Genomic DNA, 18653 nt, shown 5'->3' with positions numbered 1-18653 from the left:
AATAATATCCTTATCACACACTCACGATATCGAAAACGATATAACCATCAAATATTTAACAAGTTAAGAAATCTAAAATTAATAAAAGGTTTTAAGTATTTGTAAATATTTTTTACAAATCAAAAACCGATTTTCGTTTGATAACAAAACAATCTTTTACCCAAAAAAAGAATAACATGATAAAATAACCAACAAATGTTAAACCGAAAGTTGCAAAAGTTAAATAAATGAAAATTAAACGTAATTTTGCAACACGAATTCCTAATTTATCTGCAAAACGAGAGATAACATTAAACCATTCTGTTTCAGTAAAATTCCTTATTTGATCTTTCATTTAACGTAAAATTTGTTGTCCGATAGCGCAATTTAAACATTTTTTTTCGGAGCAATATCTTTTTTTGAGTTGAATTAATTGTTGAGAATCTTTTGCGGTTTTATTTTCAAAACCAATTCGTTCAAATTCGGCCAAAATCGAATTATTTTCCGCTTCCATTTCATTTAATAAATCCAAATAAAAATCAATTTCTACCTCATCTTTTTGTCGCTCAAAAGCATAACGAATCGGAATAATAGAATTGATGAGCAAATTATTTATTTTATCTTTTGAAAGATTTTTGAGTTGAAATTTTGATTCGTTCTTAAATGTATAATGCGTTTCCCAAAAAGAATTTAATTCCAAATTTTCGAAGATTTTATAGAATTCTTTCAAATTTTTTGGCTGAATAATTTCAGAAAACAAACTTTGATAATTCACATAAATCGATGCTAATTGCGCCAAACGAATCGTCGGAAAACCAATTGGTCGCATTTTCGAAAATCGAAACAAACTATTTTCAATTGATTCTAATTTATATTTATTTTTCAGGAATTGATATTCGTTTTTTAATTGCTTAGAATAATCATTCTCATAGTTTTCTTCTAAAAAACTGGCTTGTCCAAAAAACAAGGCTTCAACTTTTTGGGCATTAAATTGTATTTTTTGCAAAACTTTGAACGGAAAAGAATTTGCCCAAATCTCAAAAGTTTCTACATTAACTTTTAATCCAAAATTCTTTGCCAAACTTTTGAACAATGTTTCTTCCCAATTGGAATTATTGTGTTCTAAAATTTGTACAATATCGTTTGTTTTTTCTTCGAAACGTTCGATTAAAATTCGTTCAAACCAAAAAGAAAATTGCTTCAAATCAATTGAATCTAAAAATTCTTCACAATAAATTTTATCCAACTTAGAATTAATAATATTTTGATAATTAAAAACAATTTCCGGTTTTACAAAATCTTGTAAAATCAAAGTTTGTACATTACGTTGACGCAAAATATCAACTTCACAATCGTGATTCCATACAACATGCAAAATCACATTTTGATACGATAAATCATTCGAATGTTGATGAAAATTCCAATCCGAAGAATTGACATGCATTTCGACACTTCCAATCCACAATTTATCGCCAATGATGATTTCTGCTTCCAAAAAATCTGGCCCAGCATGATGGTTTAACTTTCCAACTTTCACAATTTCAATGAAATCTCCATGAAAAGTTTGTAAGCTTTGATGTGAAAATTGATTCAATTTCCAAATATGATGTAGAAAAATTTCTTTCATAGACAAAAGTTAATCAATGAATTATAAAAAATCATTAAAATAAATACTTATTTTTTTTAAATTAATTAAACGTTTGTTTAACTTTGCGCGTTCAATTTTTATAAGATGAAATTAAGTGAGAAGCAAATAGAAATTTTGGGCGCGGCTGAACGAGTTTTTGGAAGACGAGGAATTGATGCTGCAAGTGTTCGAGAAATTGCAAAAGAAGCAAACATTAATATTGCGATGATTAGCTATTATTTTGGATCAAAAGATAAATTGGTCGAGAATTTATTTAGTTGGCGTATCACAACTTTCAATGAATCATTGGCCTCAATTTCACAAAATTCTACACTTTCTCCATTTGAAAAGTTACAGTCAATCCTAAAAGCTTATTTGAATAGAATTTTGGATAAACCTGAATTTCATCGAATTATGGCAAGAGAATATTCGAAAAGAGATTCAATTTTAGAAATTGATTGTAAAGTCAATGACTTAAAAACAAAAAATTTAGAATATATCACAAATATTATTAGTGAAGGATATTCTGAAGGCGTTTTTAAAAGAAAAGCTCCTGCCGAAGCTGTTGTAATGGTAGTTATTGGTGGAACATCTTATTTGATTTTGAACGAAAAAACATATATGAAACAATGGGGATTATCTTCTCATGAAGAGTTTACAGAACATATTCACGAAGAATATTACCCTTATTTAATAGATTCTTTAAAAGCAATTTTACTATACGATGAAAAATAAAATTTTCTTACCGATTTGTTTAGTTGTTGCTACTTTCGCTCATGCGCAGGAAACCAACGTTTCTTTGCAGGAAGTTATTCAACAAAGTTTGCAGAACAACAAATCTGTGAAAGTTGCCGAAGCTGCTAAAAATACAAGTGAGTATAAAGTACAAAGCGCGAAAAACAATCGTTTACCAGACATTTCGTTGAGTGGACAATATATGCATTTGTTTACGACAACAAATGTAGACATCAAACTTCCGATGCAATCTTCTGGTGGAGGAATGGGAGTTGAACCGAGCCAATTATTATTAGGACAAGCAAGTGCTTCTGTTCCTGTTTTTGCTGGATTTAAAATTAAAAATGCAATCAAAAGCAATGAATTAATGGTTGATTTATCAAACTTACAAATCGAAGCAACAAAAGAAAATGTGGTTTGGCAAGCTATTAATTTATATTTTGGATTGTACAAAACGCAACGTTCTATCGATGTGTTGAATGAAAACTTAGTGAGAGCAAATCAACGTGTGAAAGATTTTCAAAACTTTTTGGATAACGGAATCATCGCGAGAAATGATTTGTTGAGAGCAAAATTGCAAGCATCGAATGTGCAAGTTGCAATTGATGAAGCCGAAACGCAATACAAAAACATCAATTACCGATTGAATTTATTGACTGGACAAGACGAAAGTAAAATCGTTCATGTTGATAATGTAGAAACCTTGAAAACCATCAATCAAAATTCTCAAGATTACGTCAATCGTACAGATATTAAATCATATGATGTAAAAAATCAGATTGCTGATAGTCAAATCAAAATTGCGAAAGCAGCTTATTACCCTCAATTAGCGGTTTCAGCTGGATATATTGCGATGGATATTGATAAAGTTGCTTCGGTTACAAATGCAACAAATGTTGGTGTCGGATTGAAATATGATTTATCTTCTTTGTATAAAAATAAAGCAGAAGTTGAAATTGCAAAAGCTCAGAAATTAGAAAATGAGATGCAAAAAGAAACGACAATTGATAAAGCTAAAGTTGAAATGAACGAAGCTTTTCAAAAGTATGATTTAGCAAAAAAGAAAAATAATGTTTACAAAGAAGCTGTAGAACAAGCGAACGAAAACTACAGAATTGTAAAAGATAAAAATGACAACGGATTGGCTGATACAGACGATTTATTAGAAGCGGATGTACAACAATTGCAAGCAAAAATCAATCAAGTTGTCGGAGATGCTGACGAACAATTAGCGATCTACGAATATTACTATACTACAGGAATTTTATTAGAAAACGTACAATAACACCTCTCGATATGGAAGAAAATAATCAAGAAAAGAAAAAAATAAATTCAAAATTTATCATCGTTTTAGGAGCATTAATCATCCTTGGAGGTGGATATGGAGTTTATAAATATTTACACGGACAAGCGCACGAAATTACTGATGATGCACAAATTGAATCAAAAATAACACCTGTTATACCTAAAGTTTCAGGATACATTCAGAAGATTTTAGTAGAAGATAACCAAATGGTTCACAAAGGTGATACATTAGTTGTTTTGGATGGATCTGAATTTGCCTTGAAATTGCAACAATCGCAAGATGCTCTATTACAAGCAGAAGGTCAATTAGGAGTTGCTCACGCAGGTGTTTCTCAAGCTGGTGCAGCTATTGGAGTGACAGAAGCTGGTGCAGTTGCAGCAAATACAACAATCGAAACAGCTCAAGCAAGTGTTAATACAGCTCAAGCAAATGTAGAAGCAGCAAAAGTACAAGTTTGGAGAACGAAAAATGATTTTGATCGTTACAATAAATTATACCAAAATCAATCGATCACAAAACAACAATACGAGCAAGCTTTAGCAGCAAAAGAAACAGCTGAAAAGCAATTGCGAATTGTACAAGAACAATTAGGTGTTTCTCGTGCTCAATTAGCTTCTACAGCAAAACAAGCGCAAGCTACAGCAAAACAAGTGAACACTTCGAAAGCACAAGCTGATGCTTCAAAAGCACAAATTAAAGTTGCGGAAGCAGCAATTGGTCAAAGCAAAACAAACATCGATAATGCAAAATTATATTTGTCTTATACGTATGTAATTGCAGCTGAAGATGGACAAGTTTCTAAAATTAATTTACAACCAGGACAATTGGTTCAAGCTGGTCAATCTTTGTTTAATATTGTGACTACAAATAATATTTGGGTTGTGGCAAATTACAAAGAAACTCAATTAGAAAAAATTAGAGTTGGACAAGAAGCCATCATCAAAGTAGATGCATATCCAAACCACGAATTCAAAGCGAAAGTAACGTCTTTATCTCCTGCAACTGGTGCTAAATTTGCGTTATTACCTCCAGATAATGCGTCTGGTAACTTCGTAAAAACAGTTCAACGTCTTCCTATTAAAATCGAATTTATCGATCAAAAAGACGAAATGTTGAAAATGATTCGTCCAGGTATGAACGTGGAAGCTGATATTCTTTTAAAATCGAATACTTCTGCAAAGTAATAACACCTATTCAGAAAAATTATGGAAGAAAATAATTTAGTTGAATATGGTGCAAGACGTGTAATCATCACCATTACCGCCATCATGTGTGCATTGTTAGAGATTGTTGACACAACAATTGTTAACGTTGCGATGAATGACATGAAAGGTAGTTTGGGTGTCTCTTTAACTGATATTGCGTGGGTGGTTACCGCTTACGCAATTGCCAATGTAATTGTAGTACCGATGACCAGCTGGTTGTCGCAACAATTTGGACGACGCAATTATTTTGCGGCTTCGATTATCATTTTTACAGTTGCCTCATTTCTTTGTGGAAATGCAACAACGTTGTGGGAAATTATCTTGTTCCGATTTATTCAAGGACTTGGTGGTGGAGCACTGTTGGTAACTTCGCAAACCATCATTACCGAAAGTTATCCACCCGAAAAGCGTGGTTTAGCGCAGGCAATTTATGGAATGGGAGTTATTGTTGGTCCTACGCTTGGTCCGCCTTTAGGAGGTTATATTATTGATAATTGGTCTTGGCCATATATATTTTACATCAATATTCCGATCGGGATTATTGCCGTATTGTTAACGATATCATTTGTTCGTAGCCCAAAATATGCAGAGAAATCAAAACTAAGTCAAGTCGATTTCTTGGGAATTATTTTGTTAGCCATTGCAGTTGGATCGTTACAATATGTATTAGAACACGGACAACAAGACGACTGGTTCTCAGATTCGACAATTGTAACCTTGAGTATCGCAAGTTTCTTCGGATTCATTTTATTTGTTTGGCGAGAATTAGTTTTCAAACATCCAATTGTAAATTTACGTGTACTGAAAGATAGCAACTTAGCAGTTGGTACTATTTTATCCTTCATCTTAGGATTTGGATTATATGGATCGACATTCATTATTCCAATTTATACACAATCAATCTTAGGATGGACTGCAACTGATGCAGGTTTATTATTAATTCCTTCGTCGTTGATGACTGCATTCATGATGCCAATCATCGCAACAATGTTACAAAAAGGTGTACCACCAAAATACATGGTTGCAGGAGGATTCTTTATCTTTTTCTGTTACAGTTTTTGGTCATACAAAATCTTAACACCAGACACAGGTTCCGAGCATTTCTTTTGGCCATTAATTGTTCGTGGAGTTGGATTGGGATTATTATTTGTACCTGTTACCACACTTTCACTTTCAAGTTTGAGAGGGCAACAAATTGGTGAAGGAGCTGCCTTTACAGGAATGATGCGTCAGTTAGGAGGATCTTTTGGTATCGCGATTATTACAACATTTATTTCGCGTTGGACAGTTGGACACCGAACAAATTTAGTTTCGCATCTTGATACATCCGATTTTGATGTACAAAAACATATTCAGAATTTACAAATGAGCTTCATTAGTAAAGGTTTTGCCCCAAATGAAGCATTAAATAAAGCCTATAACCTACTCGATTTACAAGTTACCAAACAAGCAACTGTGTTAACTTATATGGATGTTTTCTTGTATTTGGGTGTAGTTTTCCTAATCTGTATTCCATTTATTCTGTTCTTTATCAAAAAAGGAGCAGGTAAAGTAATCAGTGCAGGACATTAAAAAAGAATAATTATTTTAATTTTCAGTTTTTTATAAATGTAAAATCTATCTCAATTTATTGGGATGGATTTTTTTTATTTGATTGATTCTGTAATTTTCTTTTCATCTAATCCAAAATCTGCTAGGATAAGTTTTCCTTCTGGATTAAAAAGATAAAAAGTTGGTGTACCGATAATCTTGTATTTTGTATAAGTACCTCCTGTTCTACCTTCTTTATCCCAAAGCGAAATCCAATCTTCTGCATGTTTTAAAAGAAAGTTTTTATAACCAATTTCTTCTTTATCTACATAGAAACTTACAATTTCTAACTTATCACGATTATTAGTCTTTATTTGATCTAAAACAGGAATAGATTCTAAAGAGAATCCACAATAAAAAGTTGTAAAATCTAATAACACATATTTTCCTTTGAAATAATCTGAAAAATTAACTTTTTTATTTGATTGATTATACGCCATAAAATCTATATAACTGTCGCCAATATTTAACTTTTCTGTATTAATATCTGTCATGATAGATTTGTAATAGGCTGATTTTTTATATTTAGATTCTAACTTATTCATCAAATCAATTAAAACTTCTTTTGACAATTCTGTCTTGTATGAATTAACTAATGAAAGTGTATAGTATGAATTTATATTATCTTGATAAAATTGAAGACTATTCTTTGCAAATTCATTATCTAATGCAGTTATTTTACCATAAGGTTCTACTTTACCCCAGTATGCTTTTTGTAAACTATCATTCCATTTATTTTGTTCACGAAGCGACATCATATCAGTTAAAAATTCTCGTCGTTTTATCGTATAATCTTTATCAAACTGAGCATATTTATACCTCATCTCGTCATACTCAGATCCAGAAGTTTTTACATCATAAGGAAAATCTTTTTTTGTGGCATTTAGTGTAATTTTTTCATTACCAATAAAAAGAAGTGCAGAATGATAATCTTTTCCATTTTTGACTGTAATATAAACCGAAGATGGAACCTCTTTTAATTTTCCTTCTAATTTATAACCCCCTTTAACTAATACGACACTATCAATAGGAGCATTATTAATACTTATTTTGACCAATGCATTTTCATCAAATCCATCAAGTTTTCCAGAAATAGTAAATTGTTTTTGAGCAAATAAGTTTGTAAAAACAAATAAGATAATTAGTGTTAATAGTTTAGTCATTATTATGTAGTTAATTATTTATAAATCTAATTAAATATTTCGAAAAATCATCTCAAAAAAACCTCCACCCAAGCAATTTGGGTGGAGGTTTTATTATTCAATAATTAACGTTTAGTATTTTTACAATTTCGGCTCGTTTGTTTACTTGTTCAACTTGCAGGCAACACACTATTTCTTGCTGCTTTCACAATCTCATTCAAATCGTGGTACAAATTAGACCAATCCGGTACATCTTTCATTGCTGTAATTAGATTGAGGTAAGATCGCAGTACATGTTCCAATTCTTTTCGAGAAGATGACGCACTCGATATTTGACGAAGATCTGCATTAGCCTCTGCTTGTTGCGCAAATAATATCTCAAAATCGGTATGTTTTGTTTTCAAATCATCAAAAGCTGATACAAGCGATAAGTTAATAATACGCAATGTATTATCTGGCTTTTCTAATTCTTCGATAAGCTTCTTCAATTGAGCTGTTTCGGCAGAATAACTCAATCTGTCTAAATCCAGTCCAAACATTTGGAAAACTTTGTACAAAGCTTCCGCATCTTGATAGTTCGCGACAGAAGTCAATTTACGATAACCATTCAAGAAAGCCTTCATGTTACTAAATGCAACATCTCTCTCTTTATCCGCTGTCGCCACCTCTTTTCCTTTTCCGCTATAGGTCAACTTTGTGTATACCGTGTCGTAGTTTTGATAACTCGCAATAAGCGACAGCAACAAAGGGTGGTTCTCTACAATGGTGTAATTTCCGGCTTGAGAAGAGTTGATAGTTCGCTGCGCTAATGTCGCCAGATTTTTTGTCGATAATGAAGTTAATGTAATTTTCATAATAATTTATTTTAGGTTATAATTCATTTAATATTAGAATCTTATAAACTTAATCAATATATTATTATCAAACAATAGTTTTAATAACTAAATAAGTAAAACAGATCTGTTTGTAATCAACTGAGGGCTCGGGTAAGGTAAAACAGACCTGTTTGTAATAAACCGAGGACTCAGGTAAGGTAAAACAGACCTATTTCTAATAAACCGAGAACTCAGGAAAGGTAAAACAGACCTGTTTATAATCAACCAAGGACTCGGGTAAGGTAAAACACCCTTGTTTATAATCAACCAAGGACTCAGGTAAGGATAAACATACCTGTTTATAATAAACCAAGGACTCAGGTAAGGTTCAACTAATAACTAAGCTTTCGTCTTGTCTGTATGACAAAACTATATTACACAGTCATAGAACACAAACTAAAAAACCTTGTCAAGTTTTAAAACCTTGACAAGGAGTTTTTTTCTATCCATTAACCGCTCTAAAAAAAGCGTCTAATTTCTTTTCGTCTAATTTTCCGTCAGTTCGTACACCGCTACAAATATCTACGCCAAAAGGCTGAACAATATCAATCGCTTCACGAATATTATCAGGATGAAGACCGCCAGCCAAAAATAGAGGAATATTAATTTCTTCTCTAATTTTTTTGCTAATCGCCCAATTGTGCGTGCGCCCTGTCCCTCCCAGTTCTTTTACTTGTAAGTTAGGATTTCCGCTATCTAATAAAATAGCGTCTACAAACTGAGATTTCTCTATCGCTTCAGTTACCGAATTTTCATCAATTACATGAATCACTTGTACCAATTTTACCCAAGGTAATTCGTTTCTCAAAATTTGATATTCTTCGTTTTTCAGCTCATCAACTAACTGAATTGTATTCGTATAAACTTTTTTATAATGTTGAATAATTGTTTCTGCAGTTGTTTCACTTGTTAATAAAAACGAAGCTAATGTTGGTGGGATAATTTGTGTAATATCTTTGATTAAATCATCACCAATAATACCTGGTCCGCTTGGCATATTACCAACTAAACCTAATCCACTCGCTCCATATTTTATCGCTTGTTGTGCTTCTTCTTTGCTACTAATACAACAAATTTTAACTCTTGTTTTCATCATTTGTTTTATTCTTAATACTATAAATATATAAAAAAACACCTCAATTTCTTGAAGTGTTTTGTATGATCTAAGATTTAGAATTGATGTTAGAAATCTTCTTCCGAACCTTTTAATTTTTCTGCATTTTCTGCCATTTTCAATGCATCAATCATTTCTTGAATATCTCCATTCATAAAGTTATCCAAATTATAAATTGATTTGTTGATACGGTGATCTGTTACACGTCCTTGCGGATAGTTGTATGTACGAATTTTAGCCGAACGGTCACCAGTCGAAACTAACGATTTACGTTGAGCAGAACGTTCTGAATGTTTTTTCTCGAACTCGATTTCATACAATTTTGTACGTAATAATTGTAACGCTTTTTCACGGTTCTTGTGTTGAGAACGCGCTTCTTGACAAACAATTACAATTCCAGAAGGTTTGTGCGTTAATTGAACTTTTGTTTCAACTTTATTTACATTTTGTCCTCCCGCACCAGACGAACGAGCTGTTTGATACTCCAAATCTGCTGGATTAATCACTACATCAACTTCCTCTGCTTCTGGTAAAACCGCAACCGTAATCGCCGATGTATGCACACGCCCTTGCGATTCTGTTTCAGGAACACGTTGTACACGGTGAACACCCGATTCGTATTTCATCGTTCCATACACTGCATTTCCTTCTACTTGCATCACCAACTCTTTGTATCCTTTTCCAGATGCTTCAGAAGTATTTAATACTTCGTGTTTCCATCCTTTTTCTTTGAAATACATCGAATACATGCGGTAAATATCTTCTACGAAAATCGCTGCTTCATCTCCTCCTGTACCAGAACGTAACTCGACAATGATGTTTTTCTCATCTTCTGGATCTTTTGGAATCAACATCATTTTGATTTCTTCCTCTAAAGGTGGAATCGCATTGATTGCTTCGTCTTTTTCTATTTTAGCTAACTCAACCATTTCTGCATCAGAACCATCTTGAATAATTTCGTCTGCTTCCTCAATTACATTGATTAAGTTTTCGTATTGTTTTTGCATTTCAACAAAGTCTTTCAAATCAGAATATTCTTTGTTTAATTTCGCATAACGAGCTTGATCTGTTACGATATCTGGTTGGATGATTAAATCTGCTACCTCATCGAAACGTTGTTTGATTGCTCTTAATTTATCTAATAGACCTAAATCTGCCATATACTTTTATTGGATTGCAAAGATACAATAACTCAAGGGATTCAGAAAATTTGAATAAAAAAAACCGATGATTTCTCATCGGTTTTGTGATTTATTGTTAAAAATATTATCTCGTAAATAATAATTCTCTGTATTTTGTTAAAACCCAGAATTCGTTATCGACCATTAATTCTAACTTATCAGCATGGTAACGAATTTCATCATAATATGGTTTTACTTTGTTACAATAAGCATGTGCTCTTTCTTCTAAAGATTCAACCACATTTGCTTCTTTACGTGCATCCATCATTAAGTGCAATTTTGCGTTTAATTCGTTTACATGCATCGAAATTTTCTTCAAAATAATTAATTGCTCGCCTGCATATTCTTCATAATCATCTCCAAAAATATCTTTGAATCCTTTAATGTTTTTGATCAATATGTTTTGATATTTGAAAGCTGTCGGAATAATATGATTTCTCACAATATCACCTAAAACACGACCTTCAATCTGAATTTTCTTGATGTAATCTTCTAATTCGATTTCGTAATGCGCTTCAACTTCTGTGTTGTTCATTACATTAAGTTCCGAGAATAAATCCAATGATTTTTGAGAAACTTTTGCTTTTAAAGCAGATGGAGTTGTTTTGTGATTTGACAATCCTCTACGAGCCGCTTCTTCTTCCCATTCTTTGCTGTATCCGTCACCTTCGAATAATATATTCTTTGTTTCTTTAATATATTCACGTAAAACATTGAAAATTGCTTCATCTTTTTTCAAACCTGTTTCAATCAACGCATCAACTTCTTTTTTGAAATCGATCAATTGTTTTGCTACAATTGCATTCAACGTTGTCATTGCATTTGCACAGTTTGCAGTCGATCCTACAGCACGGAACTCGAATTTATTTCCTGTAAAAGCAAATGGAGAAGTTCTGTTTCTATCTGTATTGTCTAATAAAACATCTGGAATTTTTCCAACAACGTTTAATTTTAAATCAGTTTTTTCTTCAGGAGATAATTTCCCTGTCGAAACACCTTCTAATTCTTCCAATACTTTTGTCAATTGTTGACCAATAAAGATCGAAATAATTGCTGGTGGCGCTTCATTCGCTCCTAAACGGTGGTCATTAGAAGCAGAAGCGATAGAAGCACGTAACAATTCCTCATAAATTGAAACTGCTTTGATGGTATTAATAAAGAACGTTAAAAACTGTAAATTGCTGTTTGGTGTTTTTCCTGGCGCTAATAAATTAACTCCAGTATCTGTTGCTAACGACCAGTTATTGTGTTTTCCAGATCCGTTAACTCCTTTGAATGGTTTTTCGTGGAATAATACTTTAAAATGATGACGCTCACCAACTTTTTGCATCACATCCATTAACAATGAGTTGTGGTCAACTGCTAAATTCGTTTCCTCGAAAATTGGCGCTAACTCAAATTGATTAGGTGCTACTTCGTTGTGACGAGTTTTTACAGGAATTCCCAACAACATACATTCGTTTTCTAAATCGCGCATATAATTTAAAACACGCGTAGGAATCGAACCAAAATAATGATCTTCTAATTGTTGACCTTTTGCCGAAACATGTCCTAACAACGTTCTACCAGTTTGTAAAATATCTGGACGAGAAGCCGCTAAAGCATCATCAATTAAAAAATATTCTTGTTCCCAACCTAAAGTCGGAGTTACTTTCTTCACATTTTTATCGAAGAACTTCGCTACTTCTGTAGCTGCTTCATCAATTGATAAAAGCGCTCTTAACAAAGGTGTTTTATTATCTAGAGCTTCTCCTGTGTACGAAACAAATACTGTCGGAATGCATAAAGTTGTTCCAAAAATAAATGCTGGTGAGGTTGGATCCCAAGCTGTATATCCACGTGCTTCGAATGTATTACGAATTCCTCCATTTGGAAAAGAAGATGCATCTGGCTCTTGTTGAACTAATAATGATCCACTAAATTTTTCTACAGGATCTGCTCCATCAAATGAAGTTTCGAAAAATGCATCATGTTTTTCTGCTGTTGTTCCCGTTAATGGCTGAAACCAGTGCGTATAGTGTGTTACACCTTTGCTCATCGCCCATTCTTTCATTCCTAAAGCAACAAAATCTGCCATTTTACGGTCGATTTTTGTACCATAATCCATTGCAGAACGAACGGCTTTATACGCTTCTGAAGTTAAATGTTGACGCATTGCTTTGTCATTGAAAACATTGCTTCCAAAAATTTCTGATTTTTTACCTATTTCAGGAACAGCTACCGGTTTGCGATTGCTTGCGGCTTTTAGAGCTTCAAAACGAAATGATGTCATAAGAAAATTACTTTGTGTTGTTTTATGATGCAAAAATAAATAAAAATTAAACAAAAAATAAAAATACCCCTATTTTTTTTAGGGGTTAAATTAAAATTTTATCACAAATAAACTTAACACCCCTTTGTTTTGGTTAAAACAATTTAAAAGTCAATCTAAAATTGATTTTTATTTAACATTCGAATAATTTTTGGAATGACAATTCGATAAACTCAGAGATATTATACAAATTATATGAATAAAAGATTTTTATTGATGATGTTTAAACTTATTTTTCAATTTCATTCTCTAAATAAAATTTTAATAAAACGAAAAAAGCAGTTTCAATTGCTTGAAACTGCTTTTAGACACTCATAATATAAAAAGTTTTTGGTCTATCTGAAACGGTCTACTGATTTTACAAGATCATCATCCTTCTTAATCAAACGATTGGCAATTGACAAAAGCACAATCGAAGCTAAAGGAACTAATGCCCAAATACCTTTCTCAGAATTTCCTTCTCCAGGTAATGTTAATAGACAATATACAAAAGAACCAATTAATAAAACATTCAAAATAATGTTTAACCATCCTAAGCTAATTTGTAGCTTACGTTTTTTGAAAAACATAATGGTTAAAAATGAAATTAAAGCTGATGAGAAAAAGGCTAACGAAAAAATGTAATCTCCTTTCTCCGGATTTTGTAACCAATTTAATGGAATATCAAATAGCTTATCAAAATTCATGGCGAATATACTCGAAATTATTCCACTTAAGAATAAATATATACTTTGCTTTCTTTGAATCATTTCTTAAATTTCGAATACAAATGTAAAAAAACTTTTTGAGTTTTTATAATTATTCGTACTATTGCATTAATAAATCTCAAATTTATACGCTTTATAACAATTCTATTGTTATGATTCCCAATTACTTTATTGAATAAAAAAAATATAAACACATTAATACCTTCATTATAGGATTATGTTTGATATCGAAGAATTAAAATCATTCAAATTACCAGATTTACAACAAGTTGCAGAGCAACTGAAAATCGATGGGTATAAGAAATTAAAAAAAGGCGAATTGTTAGACGCAGTTTTAGGTTTTATCAACAGCCAACCAAAGGTTGAAGAAAAAGCTGAAACAAAACCTGCTAAAAAAGATAAAGCTGAAAATCTACCTACAGAAGATAAGAAACCGAAACGCAAACGAGTTCAGAATTCGGAAGGAGAAGTTCAACAAAAAGAGGCTGTTGCAGAAGAAGTAAAAACTGAAAAAGTTGAAAATACTTCTACCGAAACAGAAAAAAAGGAAGAAAATAATCCTCGCGTTAATAAATTTCAGGAACGAGCGAACAAAAGCCAAGATCTGAAAAAGAATAATCAAAATAATCAGAAGAAAAATAATCAATCTGATAATCGTAATCAAAACGATCAATCTCAACAAAATAATCACCACAATAATCAAAATCAAAAAAATAAATATCGCGCTGCGAATTATGAATTTGACGGAATTATTGAAACTGAAGGTGTTTTAGAGATTTTACCAGATAATAATTATGGTTTTTTACGTTCTTCTGATTTTAATTATTTGTCTTCGCCTGATGATGTGTATGTTTCTCAATCTCAAATTAGATTATTTGGATTAAAAACGGGAGATACAATTACAGGAGAGGTTCGTCCTCCAAAAGAAGGTGAAAAATATTTTCCTTTAATCAAAATTAAAGAAATCAACGGTCGTACGCCAGATTATGTACGTGATCGTATCGCTTTTGAGCATTTAACTCCACTTTTCCCTAACGAGAAATTCAATTTAAGTAATTCTAAATCTTTATCAAATCGCGTAATTGACTTATTTACACCAATAGGTAAAGGTCAACGTGGGATGATTGTGGCGCCACCAAAAACGGGTAAAACAACGTTATTGAAAGATATTGCGAATGGAATTGCGCAAAATCATCCAGAAGTTTATTTGATTGTTTTATTAATCGATGAGCGTCCGGAAGAGGTAACAGATATGAAACGTTCGGTAAACGGAGAGGTTATTGCATCTACGTTTGATGAGGAAGCAAATCGCCATGTAAAAGTTGCAAATATCGTTTTAGAGAAGGCAAAACGTATGGTAGAATGTGGACACGATGTTGTGATTCTTTTAGATTCTATTACGCGTTTGGCTCGTGCTTACAATACAGTTTCGCCAGCTTCTGGTAAAGTGTTATCGGGTGGTGTTGATGCAAATGCATTACACAAACCAAAACGTTTCTTTGGAGCTGCTCGTAACATCGAAAATGGAGGTTCTTTAACAATTATTGCAACTGCATTGATTGATACAGGTTCTAAAATGGATGAAGTTATTTTCGAAGAATTTAAAGGAACAGGTAATATGGAGTTACAATTGGATCGTAAGATTTCGAACAAACGTATTTTCCCTGCAATTGACTTAGTAAGTTCTTCTACGCGTAAAGACGATTTGTTATTAGACGACAAAACACAACAATTAATGTGGGTTCTTCGCAACCATTTATCGGATATGAATCCTGTAGAAGCGATGGAATTCTTACACGATCGTATCAAACATACACGCTCTAACGAAGAGTTTTTAATCTCAATGAATAAGTAATTTATTACAACTTATAATTTTAAAAACCATCTAAAGTTGTTTAGGTGGTTTTTTTTAAATCTATTTTATGAAAAAAATATATAACAAAAAAAGCTCAAGAAAATAAATTCTTGAGCTTTGTTGTACCTCAGGCGGGACTTGAACCCGCACGTCCTAATGGACACAGGATTTTAAGTCCTGCGTGTCTACCAATTCCACCACCAAGGCATCCACTTCTAAGAAAGAAGTTAGAGCGGGAAACGGGACTCGAACCCGCAACATTCAGCTTGGAAGGCTGACGCTCTACCAATTGAGCTATTCCCGCGATTGTGAGTGCAAATATAGAACAGCTTTTTTAATTACAAAACTTTTAGGAAACATTTTTTTCATAATTATTTTACATTAAAAGCTAAGTTTCTCATCATAATATTTTTAAGTACTAAAATAATTTTACTTTTTTTTGATTAAATTATTTTGAACATTAAAAATTCATCTTAAATAATTGCATTTTTCCAGATTTTAAGCAATCGTTCGTAAGAAAATTGAGCATTAGCTGGACTTGTACTTGGCAAAGAAATATACTCAATAGATGTTTTTTCATCAAAATATTTCCAAAATAATTGTTCTGATTTCTTTCCATTGAAAATTATTTTATCAATTGTAGGATATTCATTCAACAATTCATCAATCTGATTTGGCAAAACATTTTTCATATCCACATCCATGCTTCCCTTTCTGTCAGCAGAATGTGCAACATCCCAAAGCGCAAACTTATTCTGTAAAATAAGTTGTTTTCATATTTCATAATCTTCTGAAAATTCTGTCTCAAAAATCTCAAACATCATTTTCCAAAATCGATTACGCGGATGTCCATAATATTGATTGACTTCTAACGATAAATCACCAGGTAAAGAGCCAAGAATTAATGTTTTTGGTAGTTCTGATATAATTGCAGCAAATGATTGTTTATGCATTTTGTTTTATTCTAAAAATATAATGTACAAAAAAAGTGCTACAGTTTGTAGCACTTTTTTTTCTATTTCTATCATTAGATAATTTGTTCAGAAACCTCCTCCCACTCTAACATTTTTTTGTCTAAATCATTTTTCAGATTCGAGTATTTATCTAATTCTTGTTGCGTTTGCGAACCTGCATGCAACTTATTTTCTAAATCGGCAATCTTCGTCTCTAAATCAGAAATCTCCGTTTCTATTCTTGACAATCTATTTTTAAGACGTTTTTGCTCTTTCTCTTCCTCAAAAGATAAAACTCTTTTCGCTTGTTCTATTTTAACCTCAATCGGTTTCTCTTCTTTTCGTGCAGCCAAACTATTTCCTTTCTCCACTTCACGGAAACTTCCCGCTTTTATTTGCGCCAAATAATCATCAATTCCAGAAAGATATTCTTTCACTTGACCATTACGGAAATCGAACACTTTATCTACTAAACCTTCTAAAAATTCACGGTCATGAGATACTAAAATCAAAGTTCCAGAATATTTTTGTAAAGCTTTTTTCAACAATTCTTTTGATACAATATCCAAGTGGTTCGTTGGCTCATCCATGATTAATACATTGAATGGACGTAACAATAATTTACACAACGCCAAACGATTTCGCTCACCTCCCGAAAGAACCGAAACTTTTTTCTCAACAGCATCACCACCAAACATAAATGCACCTAAATAATCGCGAACATGTTTACGTGTTTCTTCTGTTGCAGAATTTTCTGCTTCTTCTAAAACCGTTAATTTATCATTCAAAACATGTGCTTGATTTTGGGCAAAATATCCGATTTCTACATTATGTCCATGTTTTATTTTGCCTGAATGCTCTTGTTCGTTGATAATCGCACGCGATAAAGTCGTTTTTCCTTGACCATTTTGACCAACAAAAGCTACTTTTTCTCCTCGATTAACATAAAAAGAAACATGATCAAAAACTTGATGATCACCAAAAGCAACACCTACATCATCTAACTCGAAAATAATTTTACCTGGCTGAACAGCATCCACAAAACGGATATTCATTTTCGTTACATCATCATTTTCAATTTCGATGCGTTCTATTTTATCTAATTTTTTGATTAATGATTGCGCCATCGAAGCTTTATTAGCTTTTGCACGGAATTTTGAAATTAAATCTTCCGTGTGCTTAATCATTTGCTCTTGATTCTTCTGTGCTTGCTCTAATTTTTCGCGACGATCTTCACGCAATTCTAAATAACGCGTATAATTCGCTTTAAAATCAGAAATGTGGCGATTTGCAATTTCGATTGTACGATTAGTTACGTTATCCAAAAATTGACGGTCGTGCGAAACCAACACAACAGCTCCAGGATAATCTTTCAAGAAATCTTCTAACCAAACAATCGAATCGATATCCAAATGGTTGGTAGGCTCATCTAAAAGCATTACATCATGTTTTTGCAACAATAGTTTTGCCAATTCAATTCGCATTCTCCAACCTCCAGAAAATTCTTCTGTTGGGCGATGAAAATCTGAATTTTTGAATCCTAAACCAATTAAAATTTGTTCGATTTCAGCATCTTTTGTGTAACCACCTAAAAGTCCGAAACGTTCTGTTAAATGAGAAATATCTTCAATTAATTTTCCATATTCGTCCGATTCGTAATCTGTTCTTTCAGCTAATTCTTTGTTTACAAAATCAATACGTTCTTGAATTTCAACCAATTGCTCAAAAGCAGAATCCGCTTCTTGCCAAACCGTTCTTCCTTGTACAAAATCAATATCTTGCGATAAATATCCGATTGTAACGTCGCCTTCGTAAACAACTTCACCTTCTGAAGATTGCTGACTTTTGGCTAAAATTTTAAGCAAAGTAGATTTTCCTGCTCCATTTTTCCCTACCAAACCAACACGGTTTCCTTTGTTGATGCGGAACGAAACGTTTTCGAATAAATATCTACCCGCAAAATAAACTCCTAAATTTTGTACTAATAACATTTTGCAAAAATACAATGTTTTTTGTTAGATGAAAACTTATCTCAAAACTATAAGTAGTATATTGTGAAAGTGTTTTAAAAAT

The 18653-nt window shown here is 32.4% G+C and carries 16 protein-coding genes and 2 tRNA genes; 5 read left to right on the top strand and 13 right to left on the bottom strand.

Going from position 1 to position 18653, the window contains the following annotated elements:
* Positions 1 to 112 precede the first annotated feature (112 nt).
* Together B4L98_RS06275 and B4L98_RS06270 are read right to left on the bottom strand one after the other, a co-directional pair.
* Positions 113 to 334 (bottom strand): PspC family transcriptional regulator, encoded by a 222-nt coding sequence (locus tag B4L98_RS06275; protein ID WP_038332996.1) that lies wholly within the window; start codon positions 332 to 334, stop codon positions 113 to 115.
* A complete protein-coding gene (locus tag B4L98_RS06270) occupies positions 335 to 1606 on the bottom strand; it encodes a DUF2851 family protein (RefSeq protein ID WP_291058668.1) in 1272 nt (423 codons plus the stop codon). It abuts the gene before it with no gap.
* A 105-nt stretch (positions 1607 to 1711) separates the two neighbouring features.
* On the opposite strand from B4L98_RS06270, the gene B4L98_RS06265 reads away from it, so the two are divergent.
* From B4L98_RS06265 to B4L98_RS06250, 4 genes are read left to right on the top strand one after another with little or no spacing between them, the layout of a single operon-like run.
* Positions 1712 to 2341 carry a TetR/AcrR family transcriptional regulator gene (locus B4L98_RS06265; RefSeq protein ID WP_280062831.1) on the top strand — a complete coding sequence of 210 codons (630 nt, stop codon included), beginning with the start codon at positions 1712 to 1714 and terminating at the stop codon, positions 2339 to 2341.
* Positions 2331 to 3626 (top strand): TolC family protein, encoded by a 1296-nt coding sequence (locus B4L98_RS06260; RefSeq protein ID WP_291077792.1) that lies wholly within the window; start codon positions 2331 to 2333, stop codon positions 3624 to 3626. The genes B4L98_RS06265 and B4L98_RS06260 overlap by 11 nt, the downstream gene beginning before the upstream one ends.
* 11 nt (positions 3627 to 3637) lie before the next feature.
* Positions 3638 to 4831, top strand: a complete 1194-nt coding sequence (locus B4L98_RS06255; RefSeq protein WP_038332984.1) for an HlyD family secretion protein — start codon at positions 3638 to 3640, stop codon at positions 4829 to 4831.
* Between the two features lie 21 nt (positions 4832 to 4852).
* Positions 4853 to 6424 carry a DHA2 family efflux MFS transporter permease subunit gene (locus B4L98_RS06250; RefSeq protein WP_219033731.1) on the top strand — a complete coding sequence of 524 codons (1572 nt, stop codon included), beginning with the start codon at positions 4853 to 4855 and terminating at the stop codon, positions 6422 to 6424.
* A 74-nt stretch (positions 6425 to 6498) separates the two neighbouring features.
* Here the strand turns inward: B4L98_RS06250 and B4L98_RS06245 are convergent, their stop codons facing one another.
* The 6 genes from B4L98_RS06245 to B4L98_RS06220 all read right to left on the bottom strand — a co-directional run bounded on the left by B4L98_RS06245 (position 6499) and on the right by B4L98_RS06220 (position 13814).
* Positions 6499 to 7605 (bottom strand): TlpA disulfide reductase family protein, encoded by a 1107-nt coding sequence (locus tag B4L98_RS06245; protein ID WP_221854136.1) that lies wholly within the window; start codon positions 7603 to 7605, stop codon positions 6499 to 6501.
* A gap of 149 nt (positions 7606 to 7754) precedes the next feature.
* The gene (locus B4L98_RS06240) at positions 7755 to 8438 is read right to left on the bottom strand and encodes a DUF6261 family protein (RefSeq protein WP_291077791.1); all 684 of its coding nucleotides are present in this window, start codon (positions 8436 to 8438) and stop codon (positions 7755 to 7757) included.
* Positions 8439 to 8901: 463 nt separating this feature from the next.
* Positions 8902 to 9555 carry a phosphoribosylanthranilate isomerase gene (locus B4L98_RS06235; RefSeq protein WP_260509534.1) on the bottom strand — a complete coding sequence of 218 codons (654 nt, stop codon included), beginning with the start codon at positions 9553 to 9555 and terminating at the stop codon, positions 8902 to 8904.
* 86 nt (positions 9556 to 9641) lie between these two features.
* A complete protein-coding gene (gene prfA, locus B4L98_RS06230; protein ID WP_038332970.1) occupies positions 9642 to 10733 on the bottom strand; it encodes a peptide chain release factor 1 in 1092 nt (363 codons plus the stop codon).
* A 106-nt stretch (positions 10734 to 10839) separates the two neighbouring features.
* Positions 10840 to 13026, bottom strand: coding sequence for a glutamine synthetase III (locus tag B4L98_RS06225; protein ID WP_291077788.1), 2187 nt, complete (start codon positions 13024 to 13026; stop codon positions 10840 to 10842).
* A gap of 374 nt (positions 13027 to 13400) precedes the next feature.
* The gene (locus B4L98_RS06220; protein ID WP_038332961.1) at positions 13401 to 13814 is read right to left on the bottom strand and encodes a DUF4293 domain-containing protein; all 414 of its coding nucleotides are present in this window, start codon (positions 13812 to 13814) and stop codon (positions 13401 to 13403) included.
* A gap of 175 nt (positions 13815 to 13989) precedes the next feature.
* On the opposite strand from B4L98_RS06220, the gene rho reads away from it, so the two are divergent.
* On the top strand, positions 13990 to 15627 hold the full coding sequence (rho, locus tag B4L98_RS06215; RefSeq protein WP_115001683.1) for a transcription termination factor Rho: 1638 nt from the start codon (positions 13990 to 13992) through the stop codon (positions 15625 to 15627).
* A gap of 123 nt (positions 15628 to 15750) precedes the next feature.
* Here rho and B4L98_RS06210 read toward each other — a convergent pair.
* From B4L98_RS06210 to B4L98_RS06190, 5 genes are all read right to left on the bottom strand, one after another.
* Positions 15751 to 15834 (bottom strand) — tRNA-Leu (locus B4L98_RS06210).
* A gap of 24 nt (positions 15835 to 15858) precedes the next feature.
* Positions 15859 to 15931: transfer RNA gene (locus tag B4L98_RS06205), tRNA-Gly, on the bottom strand.
* Between the two features lie 169 nt (positions 15932 to 16100).
* Positions 16101 to 16391, bottom strand: a complete 291-nt coding sequence (locus B4L98_RS06200; protein WP_291077806.1) for a DNA-deoxyinosine glycosylase — start codon at positions 16389 to 16391, stop codon at positions 16101 to 16103.
* A 9-nt stretch (positions 16392 to 16400) separates the two neighbouring features.
* Positions 16401 to 16580, bottom strand: coding sequence for a hypothetical protein (locus B4L98_RS06195; RefSeq protein WP_291077786.1), 180 nt, complete (start codon positions 16578 to 16580; stop codon positions 16401 to 16403).
* A gap of 74 nt (positions 16581 to 16654) precedes the next feature.
* Entirely contained in the window at positions 16655 to 18571 is a 1917-nt protein-coding gene (locus B4L98_RS06190; RefSeq protein ID WP_180905128.1) for an ABC-F family ATP-binding cassette domain-containing protein, read from the bottom strand.
* Between the last annotated feature and the right edge of the window lie 82 nt (positions 18572 to 18653).

It is taken from the genome of Empedobacter sp. UBA5528, assembly GCF_002426075.1.
Classification (GTDB): Bacteria; Bacteroidota; Bacteroidia; order Flavobacteriales; family Weeksellaceae; genus Empedobacter; species Empedobacter falsenii_B.
The sequence above is the reverse complement of the archived record's forward strand: the minus strand, read 5'-3'. Positions and strand labels throughout refer to the sequence as shown.